The organism is Mesorhizobium sp. CA16 (assembly GCF_020165175.1).
Lineage (GTDB): Bacteria > Pseudomonadota > Alphaproteobacteria > Rhizobiales > Rhizobiaceae > Mesorhizobium.
This window is the reverse complement of the sequence record NZ_JAIUHP010000008.1, coordinates 71,812-93,649: the sequence shown is the minus strand read 5'-3', so window position 1 is coordinate 93,649 and position 21,838 is coordinate 71,812. Positions and strand designations below refer to the sequence as shown.

General features: G+C 64.7%; 21 protein-coding genes. 10 read left to right on the top strand and 11 right to left on the bottom strand.

The window, feature by feature from the left end:
* Positions 1-6 precede the first annotated feature (6 nt).
* The 4 genes from eutB to doeB are packed head-to-tail and all read left to right on the top strand — an operon-like array spanning position 7 to position 4,203.
* Positions 7-990, top strand: coding sequence for a hydroxyectoine utilization dehydratase EutB (gene eutB / locus LB525_RS13660; protein ID WP_224545009.1), 984 nt, complete (start codon positions 7-9; stop codon positions 988-990).
* The gene (locus LB525_RS13655; protein ID WP_224545008.1) at positions 987-1,979 is read left to right on the top strand and encodes a cyclodeaminase; all 993 of its coding nucleotides are present in this window, start codon (positions 987-989) and stop codon (positions 1,977-1,979) included. The genes eutB and LB525_RS13655 overlap by 4 nt, the downstream gene beginning before the upstream one ends.
* A 36-nt stretch (positions 1,980-2,015) precedes the next feature.
* Positions 2,016-3,194, top strand: a complete 1,179-nt coding sequence (gene doeA / locus LB525_RS13650) for an ectoine hydrolase DoeA (protein WP_224545007.1) — start codon at positions 2,016-2,018, stop codon at positions 3,192-3,194.
* A 4-nt stretch (positions 3,195-3,198) separates the two neighbouring features.
* Positions 3,199-4,203, top strand: a complete 1,005-nt coding sequence (gene doeB, locus LB525_RS13645) for a N(2)-acetyl-L-2,4-diaminobutanoate deacetylase DoeB (RefSeq protein WP_224545006.1) — start codon at positions 3,199-3,201, stop codon at positions 4,201-4,203.
* Positions 4,204-4,218: 15 nt separating this feature from the next.
* Here the strand turns inward: doeB and LB525_RS13640 are convergent, their stop codons facing one another.
* Genes LB525_RS13640 through cyoA form a run of 7 tightly spaced genes read right to left on the bottom strand, consistent with a single transcriptional unit; the run spans position 4,219 to position 11,102 of the window.
* Complete coding sequence (locus LB525_RS13640; RefSeq protein ID WP_210239569.1) at positions 4,219-4,752, bottom strand: response regulator transcription factor; 534 nt, start codon at positions 4,750-4,752, stop codon at positions 4,219-4,221.
* On the bottom strand, positions 4,742-6,088 hold the full coding sequence (locus LB525_RS13635; RefSeq protein ID WP_224545005.1) for an ATP-binding protein: 1,347 nt from the start codon (positions 6,086-6,088) through the stop codon (positions 4,742-4,744). The genes LB525_RS13640 and LB525_RS13635 overlap by 11 nt, the downstream gene beginning before the upstream one ends.
* The gene (locus LB525_RS13630) at positions 6,088-6,909 is read right to left on the bottom strand and encodes an SURF1 family protein (protein WP_411971025.1); all 822 of its coding nucleotides are present in this window, start codon (positions 6,907-6,909) and stop codon (positions 6,088-6,090) included. Before LB525_RS13630 ends, LB525_RS13635 begins: the two co-directional genes overlap by 1 nt.
* Entirely contained in the window at positions 6,906-7,280 is a 375-nt protein-coding gene (gene cyoD / locus LB525_RS13625; protein WP_224545004.1) for a cytochrome o ubiquinol oxidase subunit IV, read from the bottom strand. The genes LB525_RS13630 and cyoD overlap by 4 nt, the downstream gene beginning before the upstream one ends.
* Positions 7,277-7,903 (bottom strand): cytochrome o ubiquinol oxidase subunit III, encoded by a 627-nt coding sequence (cyoC, locus tag LB525_RS13620; protein WP_224545003.1) that lies wholly within the window; start codon positions 7,901-7,903, stop codon positions 7,277-7,279. The genes cyoD and cyoC overlap by 4 nt, the downstream gene beginning before the upstream one ends.
* Before the next feature lie 9 nt (positions 7,904-7,912).
* Positions 7,913-9,910, bottom strand: coding sequence for a cytochrome o ubiquinol oxidase subunit I (gene cyoB / locus LB525_RS13615; protein WP_224545002.1), 1,998 nt, complete (start codon positions 9,908-9,910; stop codon positions 7,913-7,915).
* A 10-nt stretch (positions 9,911-9,920) separates the two neighbouring features.
* Positions 9,921-11,102: a ubiquinol oxidase subunit II gene (cyoA, locus tag LB525_RS13610; protein ID WP_224545001.1), complete on the bottom strand. Its 1,182-nt coding sequence runs from the start codon at positions 11,100-11,102 to the stop codon at positions 9,921-9,923.
* A gap of 223 nt (positions 11,103-11,325) precedes the next feature.
* Between cyoA and LB525_RS13605 the strand changes: the two genes are divergently transcribed.
* Positions 11,326-12,636, top strand: coding sequence for an MFS transporter (locus LB525_RS13605; RefSeq protein WP_224545000.1), 1,311 nt, complete (start codon positions 11,326-11,328; stop codon positions 12,634-12,636).
* A gap of 126 nt (positions 12,637-12,762) precedes the next feature.
* Here LB525_RS13605 and LB525_RS13600 read toward each other — a convergent pair whose 3' ends face one another.
* Together LB525_RS13600 and LB525_RS13595 are read right to left on the bottom strand one after the other, a co-directional pair.
* Positions 12,763-13,782, bottom strand: coding sequence for an NAD-dependent epimerase (locus tag LB525_RS13600; protein ID WP_224544999.1), 1,020 nt, complete (start codon positions 13,780-13,782; stop codon positions 12,763-12,765).
* A gap of 9 nt (positions 13,783-13,791) precedes the next feature.
* Complete coding sequence (locus tag LB525_RS13595) at positions 13,792-14,145, bottom strand: hypothetical protein (protein WP_224544998.1); 354 nt, start codon at positions 14,143-14,145, stop codon at positions 13,792-13,794.
* On the opposite strand from LB525_RS13595, the gene LB525_RS13590 reads away from it, so the two are divergent.
* The 3 genes from LB525_RS13590 (at position 14,136) to LB525_RS13580 (ending at position 16,030) form a co-directional block, all read left to right on the top strand.
* Complete coding sequence (locus tag LB525_RS13590; RefSeq protein WP_140844035.1) at positions 14,136-14,576, top strand: hypothetical protein; 441 nt, start codon at positions 14,136-14,138, stop codon at positions 14,574-14,576. The two genes, LB525_RS13595 and LB525_RS13590, sit on opposite strands and share 10 nt — an antisense overlap.
* 130 nt (positions 14,577-14,706) lie before the next feature.
* Positions 14,707-15,189, top strand: a complete 483-nt coding sequence (locus LB525_RS13585) for a hypothetical protein (protein WP_224544997.1) — start codon at positions 14,707-14,709, stop codon at positions 15,187-15,189.
* 97 nt (positions 15,190-15,286) lie between these two features.
* Positions 15,287-16,030, top strand: coding sequence for a pseudouridine synthase (locus LB525_RS13580; protein WP_224544996.1), 744 nt, complete (start codon positions 15,287-15,289; stop codon positions 16,028-16,030).
* Positions 16,031-16,292: 262 nt separating this feature from the next.
* Here LB525_RS13580 and LB525_RS13575 read toward each other — a convergent pair whose 3' ends face one another.
* Both LB525_RS13575 and LB525_RS13570 read right to left on the bottom strand, forming a co-directional pair.
* Entirely contained in the window at positions 16,293-16,874 is a 582-nt protein-coding gene (locus LB525_RS13575) for a histidine phosphatase family protein (protein WP_224544995.1), read from the bottom strand.
* A 132-nt stretch (positions 16,875-17,006) separates the two neighbouring features.
* Positions 17,007-18,341: a dicarboxylate/amino acid:cation symporter gene (locus LB525_RS13570; RefSeq protein WP_224544994.1), complete on the bottom strand. Its 1,335-nt coding sequence runs from the start codon at positions 18,339-18,341 to the stop codon at positions 17,007-17,009.
* A 238-nt stretch (positions 18,342-18,579) separates the two neighbouring features.
* Here LB525_RS13570 and LB525_RS13565 point away from each other — a divergent pair, with 238 nt between their 5' ends.
* Positions 18,580-20,445: an ATP-binding protein gene (locus LB525_RS13565; RefSeq protein WP_224544993.1), complete on the top strand. Its 1,866-nt coding sequence runs from the start codon at positions 18,580-18,582 to the stop codon at positions 20,443-20,445.
* A complete protein-coding gene (locus tag LB525_RS13560; RefSeq protein WP_224544992.1) occupies positions 20,442-21,797 on the top strand; it encodes a sigma-54-dependent transcriptional regulator in 1,356 nt (451 codons plus the stop codon). Before LB525_RS13565 ends, LB525_RS13560 begins: the two co-directional genes overlap by 4 nt.
* Positions 21,798-21,838: the final 41 nt, after the last annotated feature.

The following is a 21,838-nucleotide window of genomic DNA, read 5'->3' as shown; positions in this document are numbered from 1 at the left end:
ATCGAAATGACTGTTGAGCTTCAGCATATTCGCGCGGCGCGCGAACGCATTGCCGGCAAGGTCGAGCGGACACCCATGGTGCTGTCGCAAAGCCTCTCGGAGCGCGCGGGCCGTCCTGTTCATCTCAAGCTGGAGCATCACCAGACCACCGGCGCGTTCAAGCTGCGCGGCGCTTCCAATGCGATCGCAGCATTGAGCGCGGAAGAAAAATCGCGCGGCGTCGTCGCGACATCGACCGGCAATCACGGCCGCGCGCTGGCGCATGCGGCGAAGCTCGAAGGTATCCGCGCGGTGATCTGCATGTCGAGGCTGGTGCCGGAAAACAAGCTCGACGCCATCCGTCGCCTCGGCGCGGATATCCGCATCGTCGGCAACAGCCAGGACGACGCCCAGCAGGAAGTCGACAGGCTGGTGGCGAATGAAGGGCTAGTCATGCTGCCGCCCTTCGACCATCCCGATATCGTCGCCGGGCAAGGCACGCTCGGGCTGGAAATCATGGAGCAGGTTCCGAACGCGGCAAGCGTGCTGGTGCCGCTCTCCGGCGGCGGGCTGGCGGCCGGTGTGGCGGCGGCGGTCAAAGGCGTGAGCCCGCGCACCAAAGTCATCGGCATCTCGATGGCACGCGGCGCTGCGATGAAGGCCAGCCTCGACGCCGGCCGGCCGGTGCAGGTCGAGGAACTGCCGACACTGGCGGATTCGCTCGGCGGCGGCATCGGGCTCGACAACCGGCTGACCTTTGCCATGTGCCGGGGACTGCTCGACGACGTCGTCCTGCTTGCCGAGGACGAGATCGCCGCCGGCATCCGCCATGCGTATGAAGAGGAGCGCGAGATAGTCGAAGGCGCCGGCGCCGTCGGCATCGGCGCGCTGCTTGCCGGCAAGGTCAAAGTGAGCGGCCCCACTGTTCTCATCCTCTCCGGCAAGAACATCGACATGGACCTGCACCGCCGCATCGTCTGCGGCGAGACAATCGCGGAGCGCGCAGCATGAGCCGCATAACCATTCTCACCGAGAGTGATCTGCGCAGGATCGTGACGCTCGATCTGGACGCCGTTGCCTGCGTCGAGGACGCTTTTCGCGCCTTGGCCACCCTGCCGGTGGCGATGCCACCGATCCTGCGACTCGACATTCACGAGCATCGCGGCGAGGTCGACGTGAAGTCTGCCTATGTGCCGGGCATTGACGGTTTCGCCGTCAAGATAAGCTCCGGTTTCTTCGACAATCCGACGCTCGGCCTGCCGAGCGGCGGCGGCATGATGGTGCTGCTTTCGGCCAAGACCGGTGTGGTCGAGGCGCTGCTGCTCGACAATGGCTATCTCACCGACATCCGCACGGCCGCCGCCGGCGCGGTCGCGGCCAAGCATTTGTCGCGTCAAGACTCCAGCGTGGCCGCGATCTTCGGCGCCGGCCTGCAGGCCGGCCTGCAGTTGGAAGCGCTGCGTCTCGTCAGACCGATCGAGGAAGCGCGCATCTGGGCGCGCGACGCCGCCAAGGCTGAAGCCACCGCCGCGCGCCTGCGCGAGAAGCTCGGTATTCTCGTGCGGGCCGAGCCGGATGCGGCGAACGCGGCAGCGGGCGCCGACATCATCGTCACCACAACGCCGTCGACCGAACCGCTGGTCAAGGCCGGTTTCGTCACCGCCGGCCAACACATCACCGCCATGGGCTCAGACGCCGAGCACAAGAACGAGATCGCGCCGGCGATCCTGCGCATGGCCGATCTCTACGTTGCCGACAGCGCCAAGCAGACGCGGCGCCTCGGCGAGCTCCACCACGCCATCGAGGCGGCGGTCTTCGCCGCCGACGCCGAGGTCACGGAACTTGGCCAGATCATCGCCGGCAGCAAGCCGGGACGGCGCTCGGCCAGCGACATCACCATCGCCGACCTCACCGGCACCGGCGTGCAGGACACCGCAATCGCCACTTTGGCTCGCGACCGTGCGCGCGCCGCCAATGCCGGGCTCGATTTCGAAAGTTGATGCTGGCCGCCAGGCCCAACAAACGAGGACAACAAAATGCAGCCAAATTTGAAATTCTCGCGCGGCGAATATGCGGAGCGCCTCGCCAAGACACGAAAAGCCATGGAGGCTAAAGGCGTCGATCTGCTGATCGTCAGCGATCCCTCCAACATGGCCTGGCTGACGGGCTATGACGGGTGGTCGTTCTATGTGCATCAGGCCGTCATCGTGCCGCCTTCCGGCGAGCCGGTCTGGTACGGCCGCGGCCAAGACGCCAACGGCGCCAAGCGCACCGCGTATCTCGCGCATGACAACATCATCGGCTACGCCGACCATTATGTGCAGTCGACCGAGCGGCATCCGATGGATTACCTCGCCAGCGTGCTGGCCGGGCGCGGCTGGGACAAGCTCAGCATCGGCGTCGAGATGGACAATTACTGGTTTTCGGCCGCAGCCTTCGCGGCGTTGCAGAAGCACCTGCCCAACGCCCGCTTTGCCGACGCCACAGCGCTGGTGAACTGGCAGCGCGCCGTGAAAAGCCCGACCGAGATCGAGTATATGCGCAACGCCGCCCGTATCGTCGAGGCGATGCACCAGCGGATCGTCGACAAAATAGAGGTCGGCATGCGCAAATGCGATTTGGTCGCCGAGATCTACGATGCCGGCACGCGCGGCGTCGCCGGCATCGGCGGCGACTATCCGGCGATCGTGCCGCTCTTGCCGTCGGGAGCGGACGCCTCGGCGCCCCATCTCACCTGGGACGACAAGCCGATGAAGGTGAATGAAGGCACGTTCTTCGAGATCGCCGGCTGCTACAATCGCTATCATTGTCCGCTGTCGCGCACCGTGTTTCTCGGCAAGCCGACCCAGGCCTTCCTCGACGCCGAGAAGGCGACGCTGGAAGGCATGGAAGCCGGCCTCGCGGCCGCCAAGCCCGGCAACACCTGCGAAGATATCGCCAACGCCTTCTTCGCCGTGTTGAAGAAATACGGCATCGTCAAGGACAACCGCACCGGCTACCCAATCGGCATCTCCTATCCGCCGGACTGGGGTGAGCGCACCATGAGCCTGCGCCCCGGCGACCGCACCGAGCTCAAGCCCGGCATGACCTTCCATTTCATGACCGGACTGTGGCTGGAGACGATGGGGTTGGAGATCACCGAGTCGATCCTGATCACCGACACCGGCGTCGAGTGCCTGGCCAACGTGCCGCGCAAGCTGTTCGTGAAGGACTGAGCCGATGTCCGCTTTGCGTCCCTCGCCGATCACGCCCACCGTCGACTTCGAGCGCGACGGCGTCCAGCACGGCTTCCTGCGCCTGCCCTACAGCCGCGATGATTCCGCCTGGGGCTCGGTGATGATCCCGGTCTGTGTGATGCGCAACGGCAAGGGCTCGACGGCGCTGCTCACCGGCGGCAATCACGGCGACGAATATGAGGGGCCATTGGCGCTCTATGAACTCGCCCGCACGCTCGATCCGAAGAATGTCTCCGGCACGGTCATCATCGTGCCGGCGATGAACTATCCGGCCTTCCGGGCCGGCACGCGCACCTCGCCGATCGACAAGGGCAACATGAACCGCTCTTTCCCCGGGCGCCCGGACGGCACGGTGACGGAGAAGATCGCCGACTATTTCCAGCGCGAGCTGCTGCCGCGCGCGGACATCGTCTTCGACTTCCATTCCGGCGGCAAGACGCTGGACTTCGTGCCGTTCTGCGCGGCGCATACGCTGCCGGACAAGGCGCAGGAGAAAAAGGCCTTCGCCGCGGTCGAGGCTTTCTCGGCGCCGTTCTCGATGCGCATGACCGAGATCGACGCGGTCGGCATGTATGACACGGCCGCCGAGGAGATGGGCAAGGTCTTTGTCACTACCGAGCTCGGCGGCGGCGGAACCTCGCGCGCCGAGACGGTGCGGATCGCCCGGCGCGGCATCCTCAACGTGCTGCGCCACGCCGGCATCGTCGATGGCGCGGTCGAGAAGGGCAAAACCCAGTGGCTGGACATGCCTTCCGGCGATTGCTTCGCCTTCGCCGAGGATGACGGCATGATCGAGACGATGGTCGATCTCGGCGAATCCGTGAAGGATGGCCAGGTTGTCGCGCGCATCCATCCGGTCGGGCGCACCGGGCAGGCGCCGCAGGAGATCAGGACAAGGATGTCGGGGCTGCTCGCCGCGCGTCATTTCCCGGGCCTGGTCAAGGCTGGCGACTGCGTCTCGGTGCTGGCCGTGGCCGTTCGCGAATAATCTTGGTGCGGCATCCTACTGCACCACGCGCTTCTCGAGCTTGCGGGCAAGCGTGCGCCGGTGCAAGCCGAGCCGGCGCGCGGTTTCGGAGATGTTGAAGCCGGTCTCGACCAGCGTTTCGTGGATACGCTCCCATTCGAGGTTCTTGATCGAGGTGGGGCGGCTGGTGAGCGGCACCGAAACGTCGCCCTCGGCGCGGCCGAAGGCGGCTTCGATGTCATCGGTGTTGGCGGGCTTGGCCAGATAGTGGCCCGCGCCGAGCTTGATCGCCTCGACTGCCGTGGCGATGCTGGCAAATCCCGTCAGCACGACGATGCGCATCGACGGATTGCGGGCGCTGAGAAGCTTGACGCATTCGAGACCCGATCCCGATCCGAGCTTGAGATCGACGACGGCATAGGCCGGAACGGCCGTTTCCAGCGCGACCAGCAGCGCCTCGCGGTCGTGGCAGACCACGACGTCGTAGTCGCGCTTTTCAAACGAGCGTTTGAGCGTGCGCGCAAAGGTCGCGTCGTCCTCGATGACGAACAAGGATCGATCAGATTTCACGATCGTCTCCATAGGTCAGCGCCGCCAGCGGCAGCGAAAGGGTAACACGGGCGCCCTCGGCCATGTTGCGCGCCGAAACGTCGCCGCCGAGCTTGCGCACCACGTTGAACACCAGGAAGAGGCCTAGGCCGCCGCCCGGACGCCCCTTGCTCGACATATAGGGCTGGCCGAGCGCTGCCAGAATATCCTTGTCGAAACCCGGGCCGCGGTCCTCGACGGAGAGCACCAGCTTCTCATCCTGCCGCTCGGCAGTGATGCCGACCCAATCGTGCGATGCTTCCTGCGCATTGTCGAGCACATTGAAGATCACTTGTTTCAGCGCCGTGTCGGACACGATCGGCTCGTCCGGCTCGAAACCATTGCCGTAGTCCAGCTTGATAGGCTGGCGGCTGACGCGCCATTCCTCGACGAGATCGTCGAGGAACCGGCGGATCGTAGTGCGGATGGTGCCCTCGCCCCGCGCTTGGCCGGAGGACATGAGAATGCCCGTGACGATGCCTTTGCAGCGCTCGATCTGCGCCTGCATCTCGGCCACGTCCTCGGAAAGCTCGCGGTTGCGCTTGACGCCGCGCATCTGGCGCCAGTCGGACAGGATGACCGATATTGTCGACAGCGGTGTGCCCAGTTCATGCGCGGCACCCGAAGCCAGCAGGCCCATGCGCACGATGTGATCTTCCTCGGCCGAACGCTGGCGCAGGTCGGCGAGATAGGCATCGCGTTCGCGCAGGTTGCGGTTGATTCGGGTCATGAAGATCACGATCAGGCCGGCCGCGAGCACGAAGCAGATGAACATGCCTCGCAGATGCAGCGCCAGGAGGTCGCTGCCGCCGTGATGCGGGAGTGCGATCGGCTGGAAGACGAAGATGAGGAAGACGAAGCAGGCCGAGGCCGCCACCACCAGGAGCCAGGTCGACCATGGCGCCAGCAGCGCAGCGCCGAGCGTGATCTGCAGGAGATAGAGCGACACGAACGGATTCGAGGCGCCGCCGCTCAGGTAGAGCTGCGTCGTCAGCGCCGCCATGTCGAAAATCAGCGCGACGAAGAGCTGCGCGTTGGAGATCCGGCGGTTGCCGCGCAGGGCGAGCAGGCTGAAGATGTTGAGGCCGACGAGGAAAAGCACCACGCCCGCCATCTCGGCGAGCGGCAGCGGGATCGCGAACCAGTATTGCGTGACCAGGATGGTCAGCACCTGCCCCGCCACCGCCAGCCAGCGCAGCTGGATGAGCAGGAGCAGGTTCTTCCTGTTCGTGACGTCGGCGTCCGACGCGGCGCCTCCCTGCCGCGTTGGAAGAAGCGTCAGGAACGGCTTGTCGCGATGGGGCCACGCGATATTCATCACGCTGCATCCCAGTTCCGGCGGCCGGAGAAAACCTGTCTGGCAAGCGCCATCGCCAGCATCCCTGCAAGGGCAAACCAGGTCAAAGCATAGATGAGATGGCTGTTGCGGAAGGTGACGACGGTGAGCCCGCCGCGCGGCCAGCCAGCAGCGCCGGATGCCTCGGCATCGATGAAATAAGGCGCGACATCCGCCAGGCCGCGCGCCTTGGCGATTGCCGCGACGTCGCGCGAATACCAGCGATCGGCAGCCGGATCGTTTCTGCGCAGGAAACCGCCGCCGGGCTCGCTGATGCGCAGCAGCCCGTCAACCGTCGCCGGTGAGGCGAGCGCGGCATTCTCCCGCTCGAACTCCACCTTGCGCTCCTGCGAGATGAAGCCGCGGTTGACGAGGACCGTGAAACCGCGGTCGTCGCGCATCGGCGTCAGCACCCAATAGCCGCCGCCAAGCTCGGTCACCGCCTGCACCAGCGTGTTGGCGCCGCCCTGCAAGCGCCCGATCAACCGCACGTGGCGATATTCGTAGTCCGGTGCGCTCAACCCGCTCCAGTCCTGGGGGCCGGGCGCATCGACGACGGGAGCATGGATGCGCTGGTCGACGCGGGCGATCAGGTCGAGCTTCCAGACCCGTCTTTCCAGTTGCCAGACGCCGAGCCCGAGAAACATCAGGACGCCGAGAAGCCCAAGCACCACAGCCAAGAATCGCGACGTGGAACCCTTCGAGGCCGCATGAGAGCCGATACCTGCCCGGCCGGTCATGTCCTTTGCCTCGGCTTTGGCCCTCCCCGCGCGCAACACGCCCACGCCCGAAATGGGGCTCATGGCATCTCCCGCATCTCGTGGAGCCCGGGCATCATGTTGGCGTTGAGGTGGTACATCACCCAGAGCGAGCCGCTCAGCACGATGACGACGAGAACCACCGTGAAGATGAGCGCCAGCATCGACCATCCGCCTTCCGAGGCGGGGTTCATATGCAGGAAGAAGACCATGTGCACCACGATTTGTACCACCGCGAAGGCCATGATGATGATGGCCGCGGCCTGCTTGTTGTCCATGGCGCCGGTCATGACCATCCAGAACGGGATGGCGGTGAGGACCACTGACAGGACGAAGCCGATCAGGTAGCCCCTCAGCGAGCCGTGCGCGGCGCCGCCATGGGTATGGTCGCGATCGGCATGATCATGAGCGCTCATCTGAGCATCCCCATCAAGTAGACGAAGGTGAAGACGCCGATCCAGACGACGTCGAGGAAGTGCCAGAACATCGAGAGGCACATCAGCCGGCGGCGGTTGGCCTCGATGAGGCCGTGTCTCGCGACCTGCACCATCAGCGTCACCATCCAGACGATGCCGAAGGTCACGTGCAGGCCATGCGTGCCGACCAGGGTGAAGAAGGACGACAGGAAGGCGCTGCGCTGCGGCGTCGCGCCTTCATGGATCATGTGCGCGAATTCGGATAGCTCGATGGAGAGGAACGCCAGGCCGAACAGCATGGTCACCACGAGCCAGGCCTGCGTCGCGCCGACACGGCCCTTGTCCATGGTCAGCATGGCAAAGCCATAGGTGATCGAGGACAAGAGCAGCATGGTGGTGTTGACCGCCACCAGACCGAGATCGAACAGATCCTTCGGCGCCGGACCCGCCGCGTAATTGCCGCCGAGCACGCCAAAGGCCGCGAACAGCATGGCGAAGATCAGGCAGTCGCTCATCAGGTAGAGCCAGAAGCCGAGCATGGTGCTGCCGCCTTCGGCGTGCGCGTGCTCTTCTTCCAGGTGGAAGACCGGTTCCGCGACGGCCGTGATCGCGCTCGATGCCATGCTCAATTCCTAGCCCTGGGCGGCGAGGAGCGTCGTCCTCGCCTCTTCGGTTTGCGTGACCTCGGCAGCCGGGATGTCGAAGTCGCGGTGGTAGTTGAAGGTGTGGCCGATCGCGGTTGCGATGAGGCAGACGAAGCTCAGCGCCGCCAGCCACCAGATGTACCAGATCAGGCCGAAGCCGAGCGCGACGCTGAAAACCGCCAGGACGACGCCGGTGCCGGTGTTGCTCGGCATGTGGATCGGTTTGAATCCGGACAGCGGGCGCCGGTAGCCGGCCTTCTTCATGTCGAACCAGGCGTCGTTGTCGCGAATGACCGGCGTGAAGGCGAAGTTGTAGGCCGGCGGCGGCGAGGAGGTCGACCATTCGAGGGTGCGGCCGTCCCAGGGATCGCCGGTGTGATCGGCCAGCACTTCGCGCTTGCGGATGGAGACGAAGATCTGGACCAGGAAGGCGGCGATGCCGCAGGCGATCAGCACCGCGCCGAAAGCGGCGATCACGAACCATATCTGCAGCGAGGGATCGTCGAAGACGCGCATGCGGCGCGTCACGCCCATCAGGCCGAGGATATAGAGCGGCATGAAGGCGAGCCAGAAGCCGAGCACCCAGCACCAGAACGAGACCTTGCCCCAGAACGGATCGAGCCTGAAGCCGAAGGCCTTGGGCCACCAATAGGCGATGCCGGCGAACAGGCCGAAGAGCACGCCGCCGATGATGACGTTATGGAAATGCGCGATCAGGAACAGGCTGTTGTGCAGCACGAAGTCGGCGGGCGGCACGGCAAGCAGCACGCCGGTCATGCCGCCAACGACGAAGGTGAGCATGAAGGCCACCGTCCACATCATCGGCAATTCGAAGCGGATGCGACCGCGATACATGGTGAACAGCCAGTTGAATATCTTCGCCCCGGTCGGGATCGAGATGATCATCGTGGTGATGCCGAAGAAGGAATTGACACTGGCGCCGGAGCCCATGGTGAAGAAGTGGTGCAGCCAGACGAGATAGGACAGGATGGTGATGACTATCGTGGCGTAGACCATCGAGGTGTAGCCGAACAGGCGCTTGCCGGAGAAGGTCGAGGTGACCTCGGAGAAGACGCCGAACAGCGGCAGGATAAGGATGTAGACCTCCGGGTGGCCCCATATCCAGATGAGGTTCACATACATCATCGGATTGCCGCCGAAATCGTTGGTGAAGAAGTTGGTGCCGACGTAGCGGTCGAGCGCAAGCAGCGTCAGCACCGCCGTCAGCACCGGGAAGGACGCGACGATCAGCACGTTGGTGCAGAGCGAGGTCCAGGTGAAGACGGGCATGCGCATCATGGTCATGCCTGGGGCGCGCATCTTGATGATGGTGCAGATCAGGTTGATGCCGGACAATGTCGTGCCGACGCCGGCGACCTGCAGCGCCCAGATGTAGTAATCGACGCCGACGTCGGGACTGTAATTGATGCTGGAGAGCGGCGGATAGGCCAGCCAGCCGGTGCGGGCGAACTCGCCGACGAACAGCGAGGCCATGACCAGGATCGCGCCGCCGACCGTCATCCAGAAGCTGAAATTGTTGAGGAAAGGGAACGAGACGTCGCGCGCGCCGATCTGCAGCGGCACGACGAAGTTCATCAGCCCGGTGACGAAAGGCATCGCCACGAAGAAGATCATGATCACGCCATGGGCGGTGAAGATCTGGTCGTAGTGATGAGCGTTGAGGTAACCCTCGGAACCGTTGAAGGCGATGGCCTGCTGCAGGCGCATCATGATGGCGTCGGAGAAGCCGCGCAGCAGCATGACGAGGCCGAGCGCCATGTACATGATGCCGATCTTCTTGTGGTCGACGCTGGTGAACCACTCGCGCCACAGATAACCCCAAAGCTTGAAATAGGTGACCGCGCCGAGCACCGCGAGGCCGCCCAACGCCACGACGATGAAGGTGACGACGACGATCGGCTCGTGCAGCGGCAGCGACTCCAGAGTGAGGCGGCCGAAGATGAATTTGGTCAGCGACTCAGGCATCCGCCATCCCTCACAATTCGAAGCGCAGCAGGCCGAGCGACGGGGTCCCGGCATCGGCGCGGCGGCTGCCGGCCCCTGGACTGAGCAGCCCTGCCCCGCGCAGCGGGGAAAGATCGCGCATTGGCCAGTATTTCGCGCCGGCATCGCGGGCCGCGCGCAAGGCGGTGGCTGCTTCCTCGGCCGTGCAGATGCTGGCGACATAGGACGGATCGTTGCCGAACACCGCGCCGCGCCGGGCAAGCTTGTCATATTGCAGCGGCAAAGTGTTGCGCACGCCGGCCAGGCCAAGGCCGCCCTTGGCGTCGATCGACATCATCTCGTTCATGCACATCTTGCCGCGCTCGACGCACAGATTGAGGATCGCGCCATAGAGGTCGGGATCGACGGAGGCATAGTGGCGGACCGGCTCGTTCTCGCTCGGACGCTCGAGCTCGAGATAGGTCTCGCGGCTGAGCGTAGCCTGCGCACCTTTGGTCTGCGTCACCCACTCACCGAACGCCTGATCGGAGAGCCCGTGGAACGCAAAGCGCATGCCGGAGAAGCCGGCGCCGCTGTAGTTGGCCGAGAAGCCGGAATAGGTGCCCGGACGGTTGATGACCGCGTGCAGCTTCGTCTCCATGGCGGGCATGGCGTAGATCTGTCCGGCAAGGGCCGGAATGTAGAAGGAGTTCATCACCGTCGAGGAGGTGATGCGGAAGTCGATCGGCTGGTTGACCGGCGCCGCCAGCTCGTTGACGGAGGCAATGCCGTAATCCGGATAGATGAAGAGCCATTTCCAATCCAGCGCGACGACGTCGACCCTGAGCGGCTTGTGGTTCTGGGTGACCGGCTGTCCTGGTTCGATCCGATCGATGCGCCGGTAGGGATCGAGCAGATGGGAGCCGAGCCAGGTGAGCGCGCCGAGGCAGATGATGACGAGCAGGGGTGCCGCCCAGATCACCAGCTCCAGCTTGGTCGAATGGTCCCAGTCCGGCGTGTAGATCGCCGTGGTGCTGGATTGCCGGTAGCGCCAGGCGAACAGCACGGTCAGTGCCATGACCGGCAGGATGATGAGCAGCATCAGCAGGGTCGAGACGACGAGCAGGTCGCGCTGCTGCACTGCCACGTCGCCCGCGGGCGCCAGCACGACCAGGTCGCAGCCGCTCAGCAGCACGGCGAGCGGAAAAAGAAGCAACGCTCCGGATCGTCTCATCAAACGCTGCCCTCGATGGCCCTGCAGCAGGATCTCTGCAGGTTGCGATGCGATATGGACCAACGGCTACTGCCGCAGGCACAGCGACGACATTGGACAATTTGTCCAATGCCGGATTGCTATGGCTTTGGCGAAAGTGTGCACGCATAATTGGATGACGACAACATCGCATCGGGACGACAACAATCGCGTTCCGAACTTGAGCTCGGTGGCGACGGACAAGATGGCTGAAACTTCGACTTCCGAAACGGACAGCAGGCTGATCGGTTCGCATCACGGCCAGGTCAGCGCTGGCGATATCGCGGTCGGCGTGATCATCGGCAGGACGTCGGAATTCTTCGATTTCTTCGTCTATGCGATCGCTTCCGTGATCGTGTTCCCCAAGCTTGTGTTCCCAACCCACGACCCGCTGGTCGGAACGCTCTACTCCTTCGCCATCTTCGCGCTGGCCTTCATCGCGCGCCCGTTCGGCACCGTGCTGTTCATGGCGATCGACCGCGCCTATGGCCGCGGCGCCAAGCTGACGATCGCGCTGTTCCTGCTCGGCACCTCGACGGTCGCCATGGCGTTCCTGCCCTCCTATGAGGACGTCGGCGCGGTCGCCGCCTGGCTGCTGGCGCTCACCCGCTTCCTGCAGGGCCTGGCGCTCGGCGGGACATGGGACGGATTGCCCTCCCTCCTGGCGCTGAATGCGCCGCAGAACCGGCGCGGCATCTATGCGATGATCCCGCAGCTCGGCGCGCCGATCGGGCTCATCGTGGCAAGCTCGCTATTTGCCTTCTTCGTCGCCAACCTCTCGGCCGACGACTTCTTCGCCTGGGGCTGGCGCTATCCCTTCTTCGTCGCCTTCGCCATCAACGTCGTGGCGCTGTTTGCCAGGCTGCGCATCGTGGTCACGCCCGAATTCTCGAAACTCTACGAGAGCGGCGACCTGCAACCGACGCGCATCAGGGAGATGGTTCGGACTGAAGGACGCAACGTCATCGTCGGCGCCTTCGCGCCGCTGGCGAGCTTCGCCCTGTTCCATATGGTGACGGTGTTCCCGCTGTCCTGGGTGTTCCTGTTCACCAACGAGGGTCCGGAACGTTTCCTGGTCATCGAAGCGGTGAGCGCGTTGTTCGGCATCGCGGCGATCGTTGCATCGGGTCCGCTGGCCGACCGTGTCGGACGCCGCGCCCTGCTCGGCGGCGGCGCCGTCGCCATCGCAGCCTTCAGCGGCTTTGCCCCACAACTTCTCAACGGCGGCACCGTCGGCGAGACGGTGTTCATGGTGCTCGGCTTCATCCTGCTGGGCTTGAGCTTCGGGCAATCCTCAGGCGTCGTCGCATCGAGCTTCTCGCGCCAGCACCGCTATACCGGCTCGGCGGTGACATCGGACCTGGCCTGGATGTTCGGCGCCGGCTTCGCGCCGCTCGCGGCGCTGCTCCTGGCCGGCAATTTCGGCCTCATCGCCGCCGGCGCCTACCTGCTTTCGGGCGCCGCCTGCACGCTGATCGCGCTTTGGATCGACAGGCAGGCACGCCGGGCCGACTGAACGAGCGCGAGCTCGGATAGTCGCCGCTCTATCCCTTTGTTTTTGACGCAGTTCCAGACGGAAGGTTACGGCGAAGGCGCCGAGCTCAACCGCTCACACTTTTCCTGGAATTGCTCTGACCTGCAATCAGACCTGGTAGAAATCCCGATACCATTGCACGAAGCGCGGGACGCCGATCTCGATCGGGATCCTGGGCTTGAAACCGATCACCGCCTCGAGTGAGGCGACGTCGGCATAAGTCGCAGGCACATCGCCCGGCTGCAGCGGCATCAGGTTGCGGATTGCCTTGCGCCCGAGAGCGTCTTCCAGAACGTCGATCAGCCGGCTGAGCTCGACAGGCGAGCTGTCGCCGATGTTATGGATCCTGAACGGCGCGGTGCTCGTCGCGGGGTCCGGTGCAGCGCTTGTCCAATCGGGATTGGGCGTCGCTGGATGCTGCATGACGCGGGCCACTCCCTCGACGATATCGTCGATATAAGTGAAATCCCGCTGCATGTTGCCATGGTTGAAGACATCGATCGGCTGACCGGCGAGGATGGCCTTGGTGAAGATGAACAAGGCCATGTCGGGCCGACCCCACGGACCGTAGACGGTGAAGAAGCGCAGGCCCGTCGTCGGCAGCCCGAACAGATGGCTGTAGGTGTGGGCCATCAGCTCGTTTGCCTTCTTGCTGGCGGCATAGAGGCTGAGGGGATGGTCGGCGGAATCATGCACCGAGAACGGCATGCGCGTGCTGCCGCCATAGATCGAGCTTGACGATGCATAGACGAGATGGCCGACCGAGGCCTGCCGGCACCCTTCCAGGATGTTGAGGAAGCCGTTTAGATTGCTTTGCGCATAGACATGCGGATTGACCAGCGAATAGCGGACGCCCGCCTGCGCGGCGAGGTTGACGACGATCTGCGGCGCGACCGACGCAAAGACCCCCGAGATGCCATCGCGGTCGGCGAGATCGACATGCTCGAAATGAAAGTTTGGGAAAGCCTTCAGCCGCTCGAGCCGCGCCTGCTTCAAGGTGACGTCGTAATACTCATTCATGGAATCGAGGCCGACAACCTGCCGGCCTTCGGCCAGCAGCCTCTGGCATAGGTGAAAACCTATGAAGCCGGCCGCGCCGGTGATCAGGATCGGCCTGCTTGACGTCAATGCATACCCCTAACGCTGCAGCCAGACCTTGCAGGCCATCGAGAACTTGCGCCTTTTATGGCAGGGCTGCAATGAATTCAACGATACGCTTTCTCTTGCCGTCGTCGCCAGCGTGAGGCCAGCGGCAAGATCGGCCGCCAGCCGGATGTCCGTATTGCCAAGGCGCACGCAGCCGCCGCCGAGATCCGACAGCGGAAAAGCGATCTCAAGCCAACGCTGATATGCGAGCGTGATCAGCGGTCGGGCCCTTCCGTGCGGAAAAAGATTGCGCGCACACCGCGGATCGGGAATTTGGTTTTCTTGGTGATCCCTGTTGCTTGGGGCAAACTGCTGGCGGGCTGTCAGGAGGAGAAATGAGAGCACGCGCGGCGACGGTCGGAGACCTGGAAGATGTTTTCCGCGGTCTGTCCAAGCGAATGTCGGACGAATATGTGGCGGCCGGCAAGGACAGCAAAAGCGCCTATGACAATTTGATGATGAACCTGAAGGAAGGCCGGGCCCATGCGCTCGTGCAGGACGACAGGACGGTGGCGATCATCGCTTGGCATGAGCACGCGGACGCCGCCGACACGCTCTTTGCCGCGCGGGAGGATTTCTTCAACGCCACGACGGTCCGCTTCTGCAAGCGCCACATCCGCCATGTCCAGGCGCTGGCCGGCAACCTTCCCGTCCACTCGCGCAGCTGGCTGCACAGGCCCGACGTCGCGAAATGGTTCCGCGTGATCGGCTATGTCGACCGAGGGCGCGAGAACGGCGCCACCTTGTTCGAGCTGCCGTCGGCCGCCAATAGCTGACGGAAGCGAGGGCGATCCGTTACGGCGCCCCGAAAACGGGCGCTTGCGCGAAAATCCGATTGGAAAGATTGTACGCTCAGGCACCGGGCAACCCGGCACGCCGGATGGGGTATGGCTGCTGGAAATCGGGATGTTGCGCGTCTGCCTGGCCTTTGTCGCCATCGCTGCCCTGACGAGACCGTCAGGGGCGGAGCCGCGCGCGTCCCATCTTTTCGACCGACCCGGCCTCGCGGCGGCCTATTCGGGCCAATCCGATCTTATCACCGCATACACGACCGGCATGGCGCGTTACCGGCTTCAATATTCGGCCTCCGCCGCTCAAGCCGGTTTAGCCGCGCCGCTCGAGCCTCGGCTGCTGCGGCCTGAATTCCAGCAGCGGACATGGCGTTCCTCGGATGGCAGCCTGCTGCAGGGCTTTGCCGGCAAGGGCGGTTTCCGGCTGACCACAGGCAACTGCGTGACCCGCATCTGCATGGCCATCGAATGCAGCGAGGCCGGCTGGCCGCTCTATGCCTGCAGCGACGGGCGCAAGCGCAAGATGTCGGTCAACAACTTCGTGACGGCAACATTCGACGGCGTCTCCTACCGGCGATTGAGCGCCCCGCGGGAGTGACGTTGGACGGCCCGAAGTAGGTGACGGAGCCGCTTGCGCCCATCTCGCCAGGCGTGGCATCGGTTGCGGCGCTTTGAGATGTTCGAAGACAAAGATAGTGGCACGCCAACCCGACAGACGATCCGCAAACCCAAAAGTCAACCTCGCCCGAGCGCTCTCCAAGCTTGGCTTCTGCTCGCGCACGCAGGCCGAGCGTCTCGTCGTCGAGGGCCGCGTGCAGGTCAACGGCAAGACAGTGCGCGATGCCTTGCTGCGCATCAATCCCGACCGCGACCGCATCACCGTCGACGGCGAGCGCGTCATTGCCGAGCGCAAGGTCTATCTGATGCTCAACAAGCCGCGCGGGCTGGTCACCACCCGCGACGACCCGGAGGGCCGCGGCACCGTCTATGACTGCCTGGGAGGGCTTGACCTGCCGTTCGTGTCGGCCGTCGGCCGGCTCGACAAGGCGAGCGAAGGGCTGCTTTTGATGAGCAACGACACGCGCTGGGCGAACGGCCTGCTCGACCCCGCCTCGCATGTCGCCAAGACCTATCACGTGCAGATCGCCGCCGCGCTCGACGAGGAAATTCTGGAGCGCGTTCGTCAGGGCGCCGTCGTCGACGGCGAGTTGCTCACCGCAAGCTCGATCGCGCTGTTGCGCAGCGGCGGGCGGACAGCCTGGCTGGAGATCGTGCTTGACGAGGGACGCAACCGGCACATCCGCAGGCTGCTCGCCGCTTTCGACATTGAGGTGCTGAGGCTGGTCAGGGTGGCGATCGGGCGGCTGCAGCTTGGCGAACTTGCCAAGGGCAAGGCGCGGCATCTGACGGCCGAGGAGCTGGCGATGGTCAGAGTCTAGCCGAAACGCCTCAGCTTCGTCATCCACGGGCGGAGCGGGAGCGAAGCGGACGCGCAGACCCGAGGTTCCATTCCGTGACCTGGCGCAAAGGGTAAAGGCGGTGCAAGACAGGGGTCGCTCTGCACCGCGGCAACGCTCATTGGTAACGGAATGATTCTAGGGTCTGCGCCGCGTCGCTTCGCTCCTTGCTCCGCCCTAGAATGACGAGGCTGAGGGTTTTCGCCTAATCTCCAGAGACGCCTGAGCTGCTATCGAGCTGCGGCTACTTCTGGTTCCAGCGGCGTATGACCGGCTCGGTCAGATCGTGCTCATAGCCCAGGATGCTGAGGCTGGCGGTATCGAGCACGAAGTGCTCGCCGCCTTCCGGCGGCAGGCCGACCCAGCGAGCCGCGAACACACGCAGGAAATGCGAGCTGGAGAAGATGAGCACATTGCCGGCAACCGCGCGCAGCCCGGCGATGATGGCGTCCGCGCGGGCACCGACATCGGCCGCCGTCTCACCGTGCGGACAGCCGTCGCGAAACAATTGCCAGCCGGGTCGCTTGGACAGGATCTCCTTGGTCGTCACGCCTTCATAAGCGCCGTAGTCCCATTCCTGAAGGTCGGATCTCTTGACCGCGCGCTCGCCAAAGCCGGCGAGCCGGCAGGTGTCGAAAGCGCGCTGCGAGGGGCTTGACCAGACCGCCTGGAACGTTAGCCCCTCGAGCCGATAGGCGATGCCGCGCGCAGCCTCTTCGCCTTTCGCCGTCAGCGGGATATCGGTGCGCCCGGTGTGCCTGCCCGATGCGCTCCACTCCGTCTCGCCATGGCGAACGACGTAGATCTCGGGAAACGCATTGCTCATCGACCGCCCCTGAATGAAACGGGAATGCACCGGCAGGAGTGCCGCGCCGCGCCACCCTATGCGGCAGCCGACAAAAAGAACAGGCCGCGGCGCTTGCCGCGGCCTGCTCGGCATCGGGAGGATGCTGGTTGGCTAGGCGGGTTGCAGGCCGCCCGACAGCGCAAGGTCAGCCTCTTCCGGCAACTGACCGGCCATGGCGGCGGCGAATTGCTTCTGGTCGAGCTCGCCTTCCCAGCGGGCCACAACGATGGTCGCGACCGCGTTGCCGACGAAGTTGGTGAGCGCGCGGCATTCCGACATGAAGCGGTCGACGCCGAGGATCAACGCCATGCCGGCGACCGGCACCGAGGGCACGACCGAGAGCGTGGCGGCCAGCGTGATGAAGCCGGCGCCGGTGATGCCGGCCGCGCCCTTCGAGCTCAGCATCGCGACGAGCAAAAGCAGGATCTGGTCGCCGAAGGTGAGTGGCGTGTCGGTCGCCTGGGCGATGAACAGCGCGGCAAGCGTCATATAGATATTGGTGCCGTCAAGGTTGAAGGAATAGCCTGTCGGGATGACAAGACCGACCACCGAGCGGTTGCAGCCGGCGCGCTCCATCTTGGCCATCAGGCCGGGAAGTGCCGCTTCCGACGACGAGGTGCCGAGCACCAGGAGCAGCTCTTCCTTGATGTAGCGGATCAGCGCCAGGATGGAAAAGCCGTTGTACCATGCGACGGCACCCAGCACTACGAGCACGAAGAGCAGCGACGTCAGATAGAAGGTGCCGATCAGGAAGGCGAGGTTGGCGATCGCGCCTATGCCGTATTTGCCCACGGTGAAGGCCATGGCGCCGAAGGCGCCGATGGGGGCGGCCTTCATCAAGATGGCGACGAGGCGGAAGACCGGCGCGGTCAACGCCTGGAGGAAATCGACGACCGGGCGGCCGCGTTCGCCGACCAGCGCCAGGGCGATGCCGAACAGCACCGAGAAGAACAGCACCTGCAGGATGTCGCCCTGCGCAAAGGCGCCGGTGATGGTGTCGGGGATGATGTTCATCAGGAAGCCGACAATGGTCGTGTCATGCGCCTTCTCGGTGAAGGTCGAGACCTTCGAGGCGTCGAGCGTGGCCGGATTGATGTGCATGCCGGCGCCGGGTTGGACGACGTTGGAGACGACGAGGCCGACGACGAGCGCCAGAGTCGAGAAGACGAGGAAATAGATCATCGCCTTGCCGGCAACGCGGCCGACCTTCTGCAGGTCGGAAACACCGGCAATGCCGGTCGCCACGGTGAGGAAGATCACCGGTGCGATTACCATCTTGACCAGCTTGATGAAGGCATCGCCAAGCGGTTTCAGCGAGGCGCCCAAGTCGGGATAGAAATGGCCAAGCAGGATGCCGGCGGCGATCGCCACCAGGACCTGCACATAGAGATGCCGGTAAAAGGGAACCTTGCCGCGCGGTTCGGCGGCAGCGATTGCTGTCTGCATGATATCCTCCATTCGGCCCCCGATCGAAACGCTCGACCTCCCTGGGGGCTGTTGACCTCCACAGCCTCACGGCTGCTACGGATGCATTTGCAACGCGCGTGCCAGGTGATAGCCGAAGCCTCGAAACATTGATTTTGTTGGCTTTTTCGAACCGACGACGGGGCATCTTCGAGAGCTTCCGTGCGCTTATCCGCATAGGTCGAATTGTGCTTTGTGCGAATTCATGCACAGATGCGGCATGCTGCAACGCCCTGCCGCTGCCTTCGCCTCGACGCCCGAACTGCTCGCCGGGCGGGCGCGGCGCGCCTGGCTGCTGTTCGGAGCGGTGGCGCTGGCGATCGTCGCGGCAGCGCTTTACAGCGCCGGCCTCTACGGCCGTTCGACCGAGATCGGGGCCTTGGCCACGCAGGGACGCACCGACGCCAACCTCAAGGTCGCGCTGTTGCGCGCTGTATTGGAAAATCCGCGCGCGCTGCCGCTGCTTCTGTCGGAGGACCAGCAGGTGCATGACGCGCTGACGCAACGCAGCCCTGCCGCGATCGACGTGCTCAACCGCAAGCTCGAAGGGCTGGTGTCGGGCACCAAGGCCTCGGTGCTCTACGTCACCGGCCCGGACGGCCTGGCGATCGCTTCCAGCAATTGGCGCGAACCGGTGAGCTTCGTCGGCAACGACTATGGTTTTCGGGCCTATTTCTCGGGCGCTATGGAAACCGGCACGGCCGAATATTTCGCGCTCGGCAACGTCAGCAAACGTCCGGGCCTCTACATCTCGCGCCGCGTCGACGGCGCTTCGGGGCCGCTCGGCGTTGTCGTGGTCAAGATGGAATTCGACCAGCTCGAGGCCGACTGGCACGAGGCCAACCGCCCGGCCTATGTGAGCGACGAGCATGGCGTGGTGCTGATCACCAGCGTGCCCTCCTGGCGCTTCATGACGACGGCGCCGCTGGCGGTTTCGGTCAGCGCCGCCATCCGCGCCAGCCAGCAATTTGGCGATGCGCCACTGGTGCCCCTGCCGATCACAAAACCGCAACCGCTGAGCTCCGACGTCGCGCTGGTCCATGCCATCACGCCCGGGGGCAGCGACGCCGAGTATCTGCGGCTGTCGACCGCGGTGCCGTCGACGCCGTGGCGGCTCGACTATCTCGTTCCGGCCGAGGCGCCGATCGCGGCGGCCCAGCGCGAGATGCGGCTGCTGACACTGGGCGTTCTTGTCCCGCTCCTCGCATTAGCCGCCTATCTTTTGTGGCGCAGGCAGTCCGCGCAGATGCGGATCGCCGCCGAGCAGGCCGCGCGGGCCGAGCTCGAGCGCCGCGTCGTCGAGCGCACGCAGGACCTCAGCCTGGCACGCGACCGGCTGCAGGCGGAGATCACCGACCATCGCAGCACGGAGGCGAAGCTGCAGGTGATGCAGCAGGAGCTGGTCCAGGCCAACCGGCTTGCCACGCTTGGCCAGGTCGCTGCCGGCGTCGCGCATGAAATCAACCAGCCGGTGGCGACGATCCGCGCCTATGCCGACAATGCGCGAGTCTTCCTGGAGCGCAAGCAGAGCGCCTCGGCTGAAGAGAACCTTGGCGCCATCGCGGCGCTGACCGAGCGCATCGGCTCGATCACAGAAGAGCTGAAAGCCTTTGCCCGCAAGGGCCGCACCGCCGCCGAACCGGTCGAGCTGCGCAGCGTGATCGAAGGCGCCGTGGTGCTGCTCAGGAGCCGCTTCGCCGGCCGGCTGGACGCGCTGGCGATCACGCTGCCGCCGCCGGCGCTGAAGGTCATGGGCAACCGGTTGCGGCTGGAGCAGGTGCTGATCAACCTGTTCCAGAACGCGCTGGAGGCGCTCGATGGCCGTGATGGCGCGCGGGTCGAAGTCTCCGCCACCGAAACCGCCGAAGACGTGGCGCTGGTCGTATCCGACAACGGGCCGGGCATCCCGCCCGCGATCCTGAAATCCCTGTTCACGCCCTTCAACACCTCGAAGGAAAGGGGCCTCGGGCTCGGCCTCGTCATCTCCAAGGACATCGTCGCCGACTATGGCGGGCGCATCGAGGTTTCGAGCAGCGGCCAAGGCACACGCTTCACCATCCATCTGTCGAAAGCCGGCGCAGCATGACCAGGCATGACCCAGCACCGGTGATCCTGATCGATGACGACAGCGATCTGCTCAAGGCGACAAGACAGACGCTGGAGCTTGCCGGCTTTGCGGTGTCGGCCTACCCGGTGGCGAAGGAAGCGCTGGCAGCGCTCGATAGGAATTTCGCCGGCGTGGTGGTGTCGGACATCCGCATGCCGGAGATCGACGGGCTGCAGCTTTTCGACCGCGTGCTGCGGCTCGACCCCGACATTCCCGTCATCCTGGTCACCGGCCATGGCGATATCGCCATGGCGGTCAAGGCGATCAAGGACGGCGCCTACGACTTCATCACCAAGCCCTTCGCCGCCGACCGGCTGGCGCAGAGCGTTGCGCGCGCGGCGGAAAAACGCCGGCTGGTGATCGAGAACCGCGCTTTACGAGAAGCGGCCGAGCAGGCCCAGGAGGGATTGCCGCTGATCGGCCAGACGCCGGCTATCGAGCGGCTGCGCCGGACGCTGCGGCAGATCGCCGACACCGATGTCGACGTTCTGGTGACCGGCGAGACCGGCTCCGGCAAGGAAGTGGTGGCGAGCCTGCTGCACCGCTGGAGCCGCCGCGCCAAGGGCAATTTCGTGGCGCTCAACTGCGGCACGCTGCCGGAGACGGTCATCGAGAGCGAATTGTTCGGACACGAGGCCGGCGCCTTCACCGGCGCGCAGAAGAAGCGCGTCGGCCGCATCGAGCATTCGAGCGGCGGCACGCTGTTCCTGGACGAGATCGAAAGCATGCCGGCCTCAACACAGGTACAGATGCTGCGCGTCTTGGAAATGCGCGAGGTGACGCCGCTCGGCACCAATGAGGTGCGCCCGGTCGATCTGAGGGTGGTCGCGGCAGCCAAGGTCGATCTCGGCGATGCCAGTCAACGCGGCGCTTTCCGCGAGGATCTCTATTACCGGCTCAATGTGGTGACGCTTTCAATCCCGCCGCTGCGCGAGCGGCGGGACGACGTGCCGCTGCTGTTCGGTTACTTCGCCGAGCGGGCCGCTGCCCGCTTCCGTCGCACCGTGCCGGCGATCTCCGCTGCGGTCCAGCGTCATCTGAGGGACCATGACTGGCCGGGCAATGTGCGCGAGCTTGCCCATTTCGCCGAACGTTTCGTGCTCGGGCTCGAGGACGTTGCCGGATCGCCTTCCCCCGCGGCAACGGAACGCGACACCTCCGTGCCCTTGCCGGAACGGCTTGATCGCTACGAGGCCGAGATCATCCGCGAGACACTTGGCCGCAATGACGGCGACGTCCGGCGCACCATCGAGGCGCTCGGCATCCCGCGCAAGACCTTCTATGACAAGCTGCAGCGGCACGGCATCGTGCGCAGTGATTTTTCCAGGTAGATCAGGGCCAGAGATGGAGCTGATATCGTCGGAAAACCCCT

What these genes read in the sequence shown, in the direction of transcription:
- eutB (WP_224545009.1), top strand. Translation starts at nt 7, where the DNA reads ATGACTGTTGAGCTTCAGCATATTCGCGCGGCGCGCGAACGCATTGCC.
- LB525_RS13655 (WP_224545008.1), top strand. Translation starts at nt 987, where the DNA reads ATGAGCCGCATAACCATTCTCACCGAGAGTGATCTGCGCAGGATCGTG.
- doeA (WP_224545007.1), top strand. Translation starts at nt 2,016, where the DNA reads ATGCAGCCAAATTTGAAATTCTCGCGCGGCGAATATGCGGAGCGCCTC.
- doeB (WP_224545006.1), top strand. Translation starts at nt 3,199, where the DNA reads ATGTCCGCTTTGCGTCCCTCGCCGATCACGCCCACCGTCGACTTCGAG.
- LB525_RS13635 (WP_224545005.1), bottom strand. Translation starts at nt 6,088, where the DNA reads ATGAATATCGCGTGGCCCCATCGCGACAAGCCGTTCCTGACGCTTCTT.
- LB525_RS13630 (WP_411971025.1), bottom strand. Translation starts at nt 6,909, where the DNA reads ATGAGCCCCATTTCGGGCGTGGGCGTGTTGCGCGCGGGGAGGGCCAAA.
- cyoD (WP_224545004.1), bottom strand. Translation starts at nt 7,280, where the DNA reads ATGAGCGCTCATGATCATGCCGATCGCGACCATACCCATGGCGGCGCC.
- cyoC (WP_224545003.1), bottom strand. Translation starts at nt 7,903, where the DNA reads ATGGCATCGAGCGCGATCACGGCCGTCGCGGAACCGGTCTTCCACCTG.
- cyoB (WP_224545002.1), bottom strand. Translation starts at nt 9,910, where the DNA reads ATGCCTGAGTCGCTGACCAAATTCATCTTCGGCCGCCTCACTCTGGAG.
- cyoA (WP_224545001.1), bottom strand. Translation starts at nt 11,102, where the DNA reads ATGAGACGATCCGGAGCGTTGCTTCTTTTTCCGCTCGCCGTGCTGCTG.
- LB525_RS13605 (WP_224545000.1), top strand. Translation starts at nt 11,326, where the DNA reads ATGGCTGAAACTTCGACTTCCGAAACGGACAGCAGGCTGATCGGTTCG.
- LB525_RS13590 (WP_140844035.1), top strand. Translation starts at nt 14,136, where the DNA reads ATGAGAGCACGCGCGGCGACGGTCGGAGACCTGGAAGATGTTTTCCGC.
- LB525_RS13585 (WP_224544997.1), top strand. Translation starts at nt 14,707, where the DNA reads ATGTTGCGCGTCTGCCTGGCCTTTGTCGCCATCGCTGCCCTGACGAGA.
- LB525_RS13575 (WP_224544995.1), bottom strand. Translation starts at nt 16,874, where the DNA reads ATGAGCAATGCGTTTCCCGAGATCTACGTCGTTCGCCATGGCGAGACG.
- LB525_RS13570 (WP_224544994.1), bottom strand. Translation starts at nt 18,341, where the DNA reads ATGCAGACAGCAATCGCTGCCGCCGAACCGCGCGGCAAGGTTCCCTTT.
- LB525_RS13565 (WP_224544993.1), top strand. Translation starts at nt 18,580, where the DNA reads ATGCTGCAACGCCCTGCCGCTGCCTTCGCCTCGACGCCCGAACTGCTC.
- LB525_RS13560 (WP_224544992.1), top strand. Translation starts at nt 20,442, where the DNA reads ATGACCAGGCATGACCCAGCACCGGTGATCCTGATCGATGACGACAGC.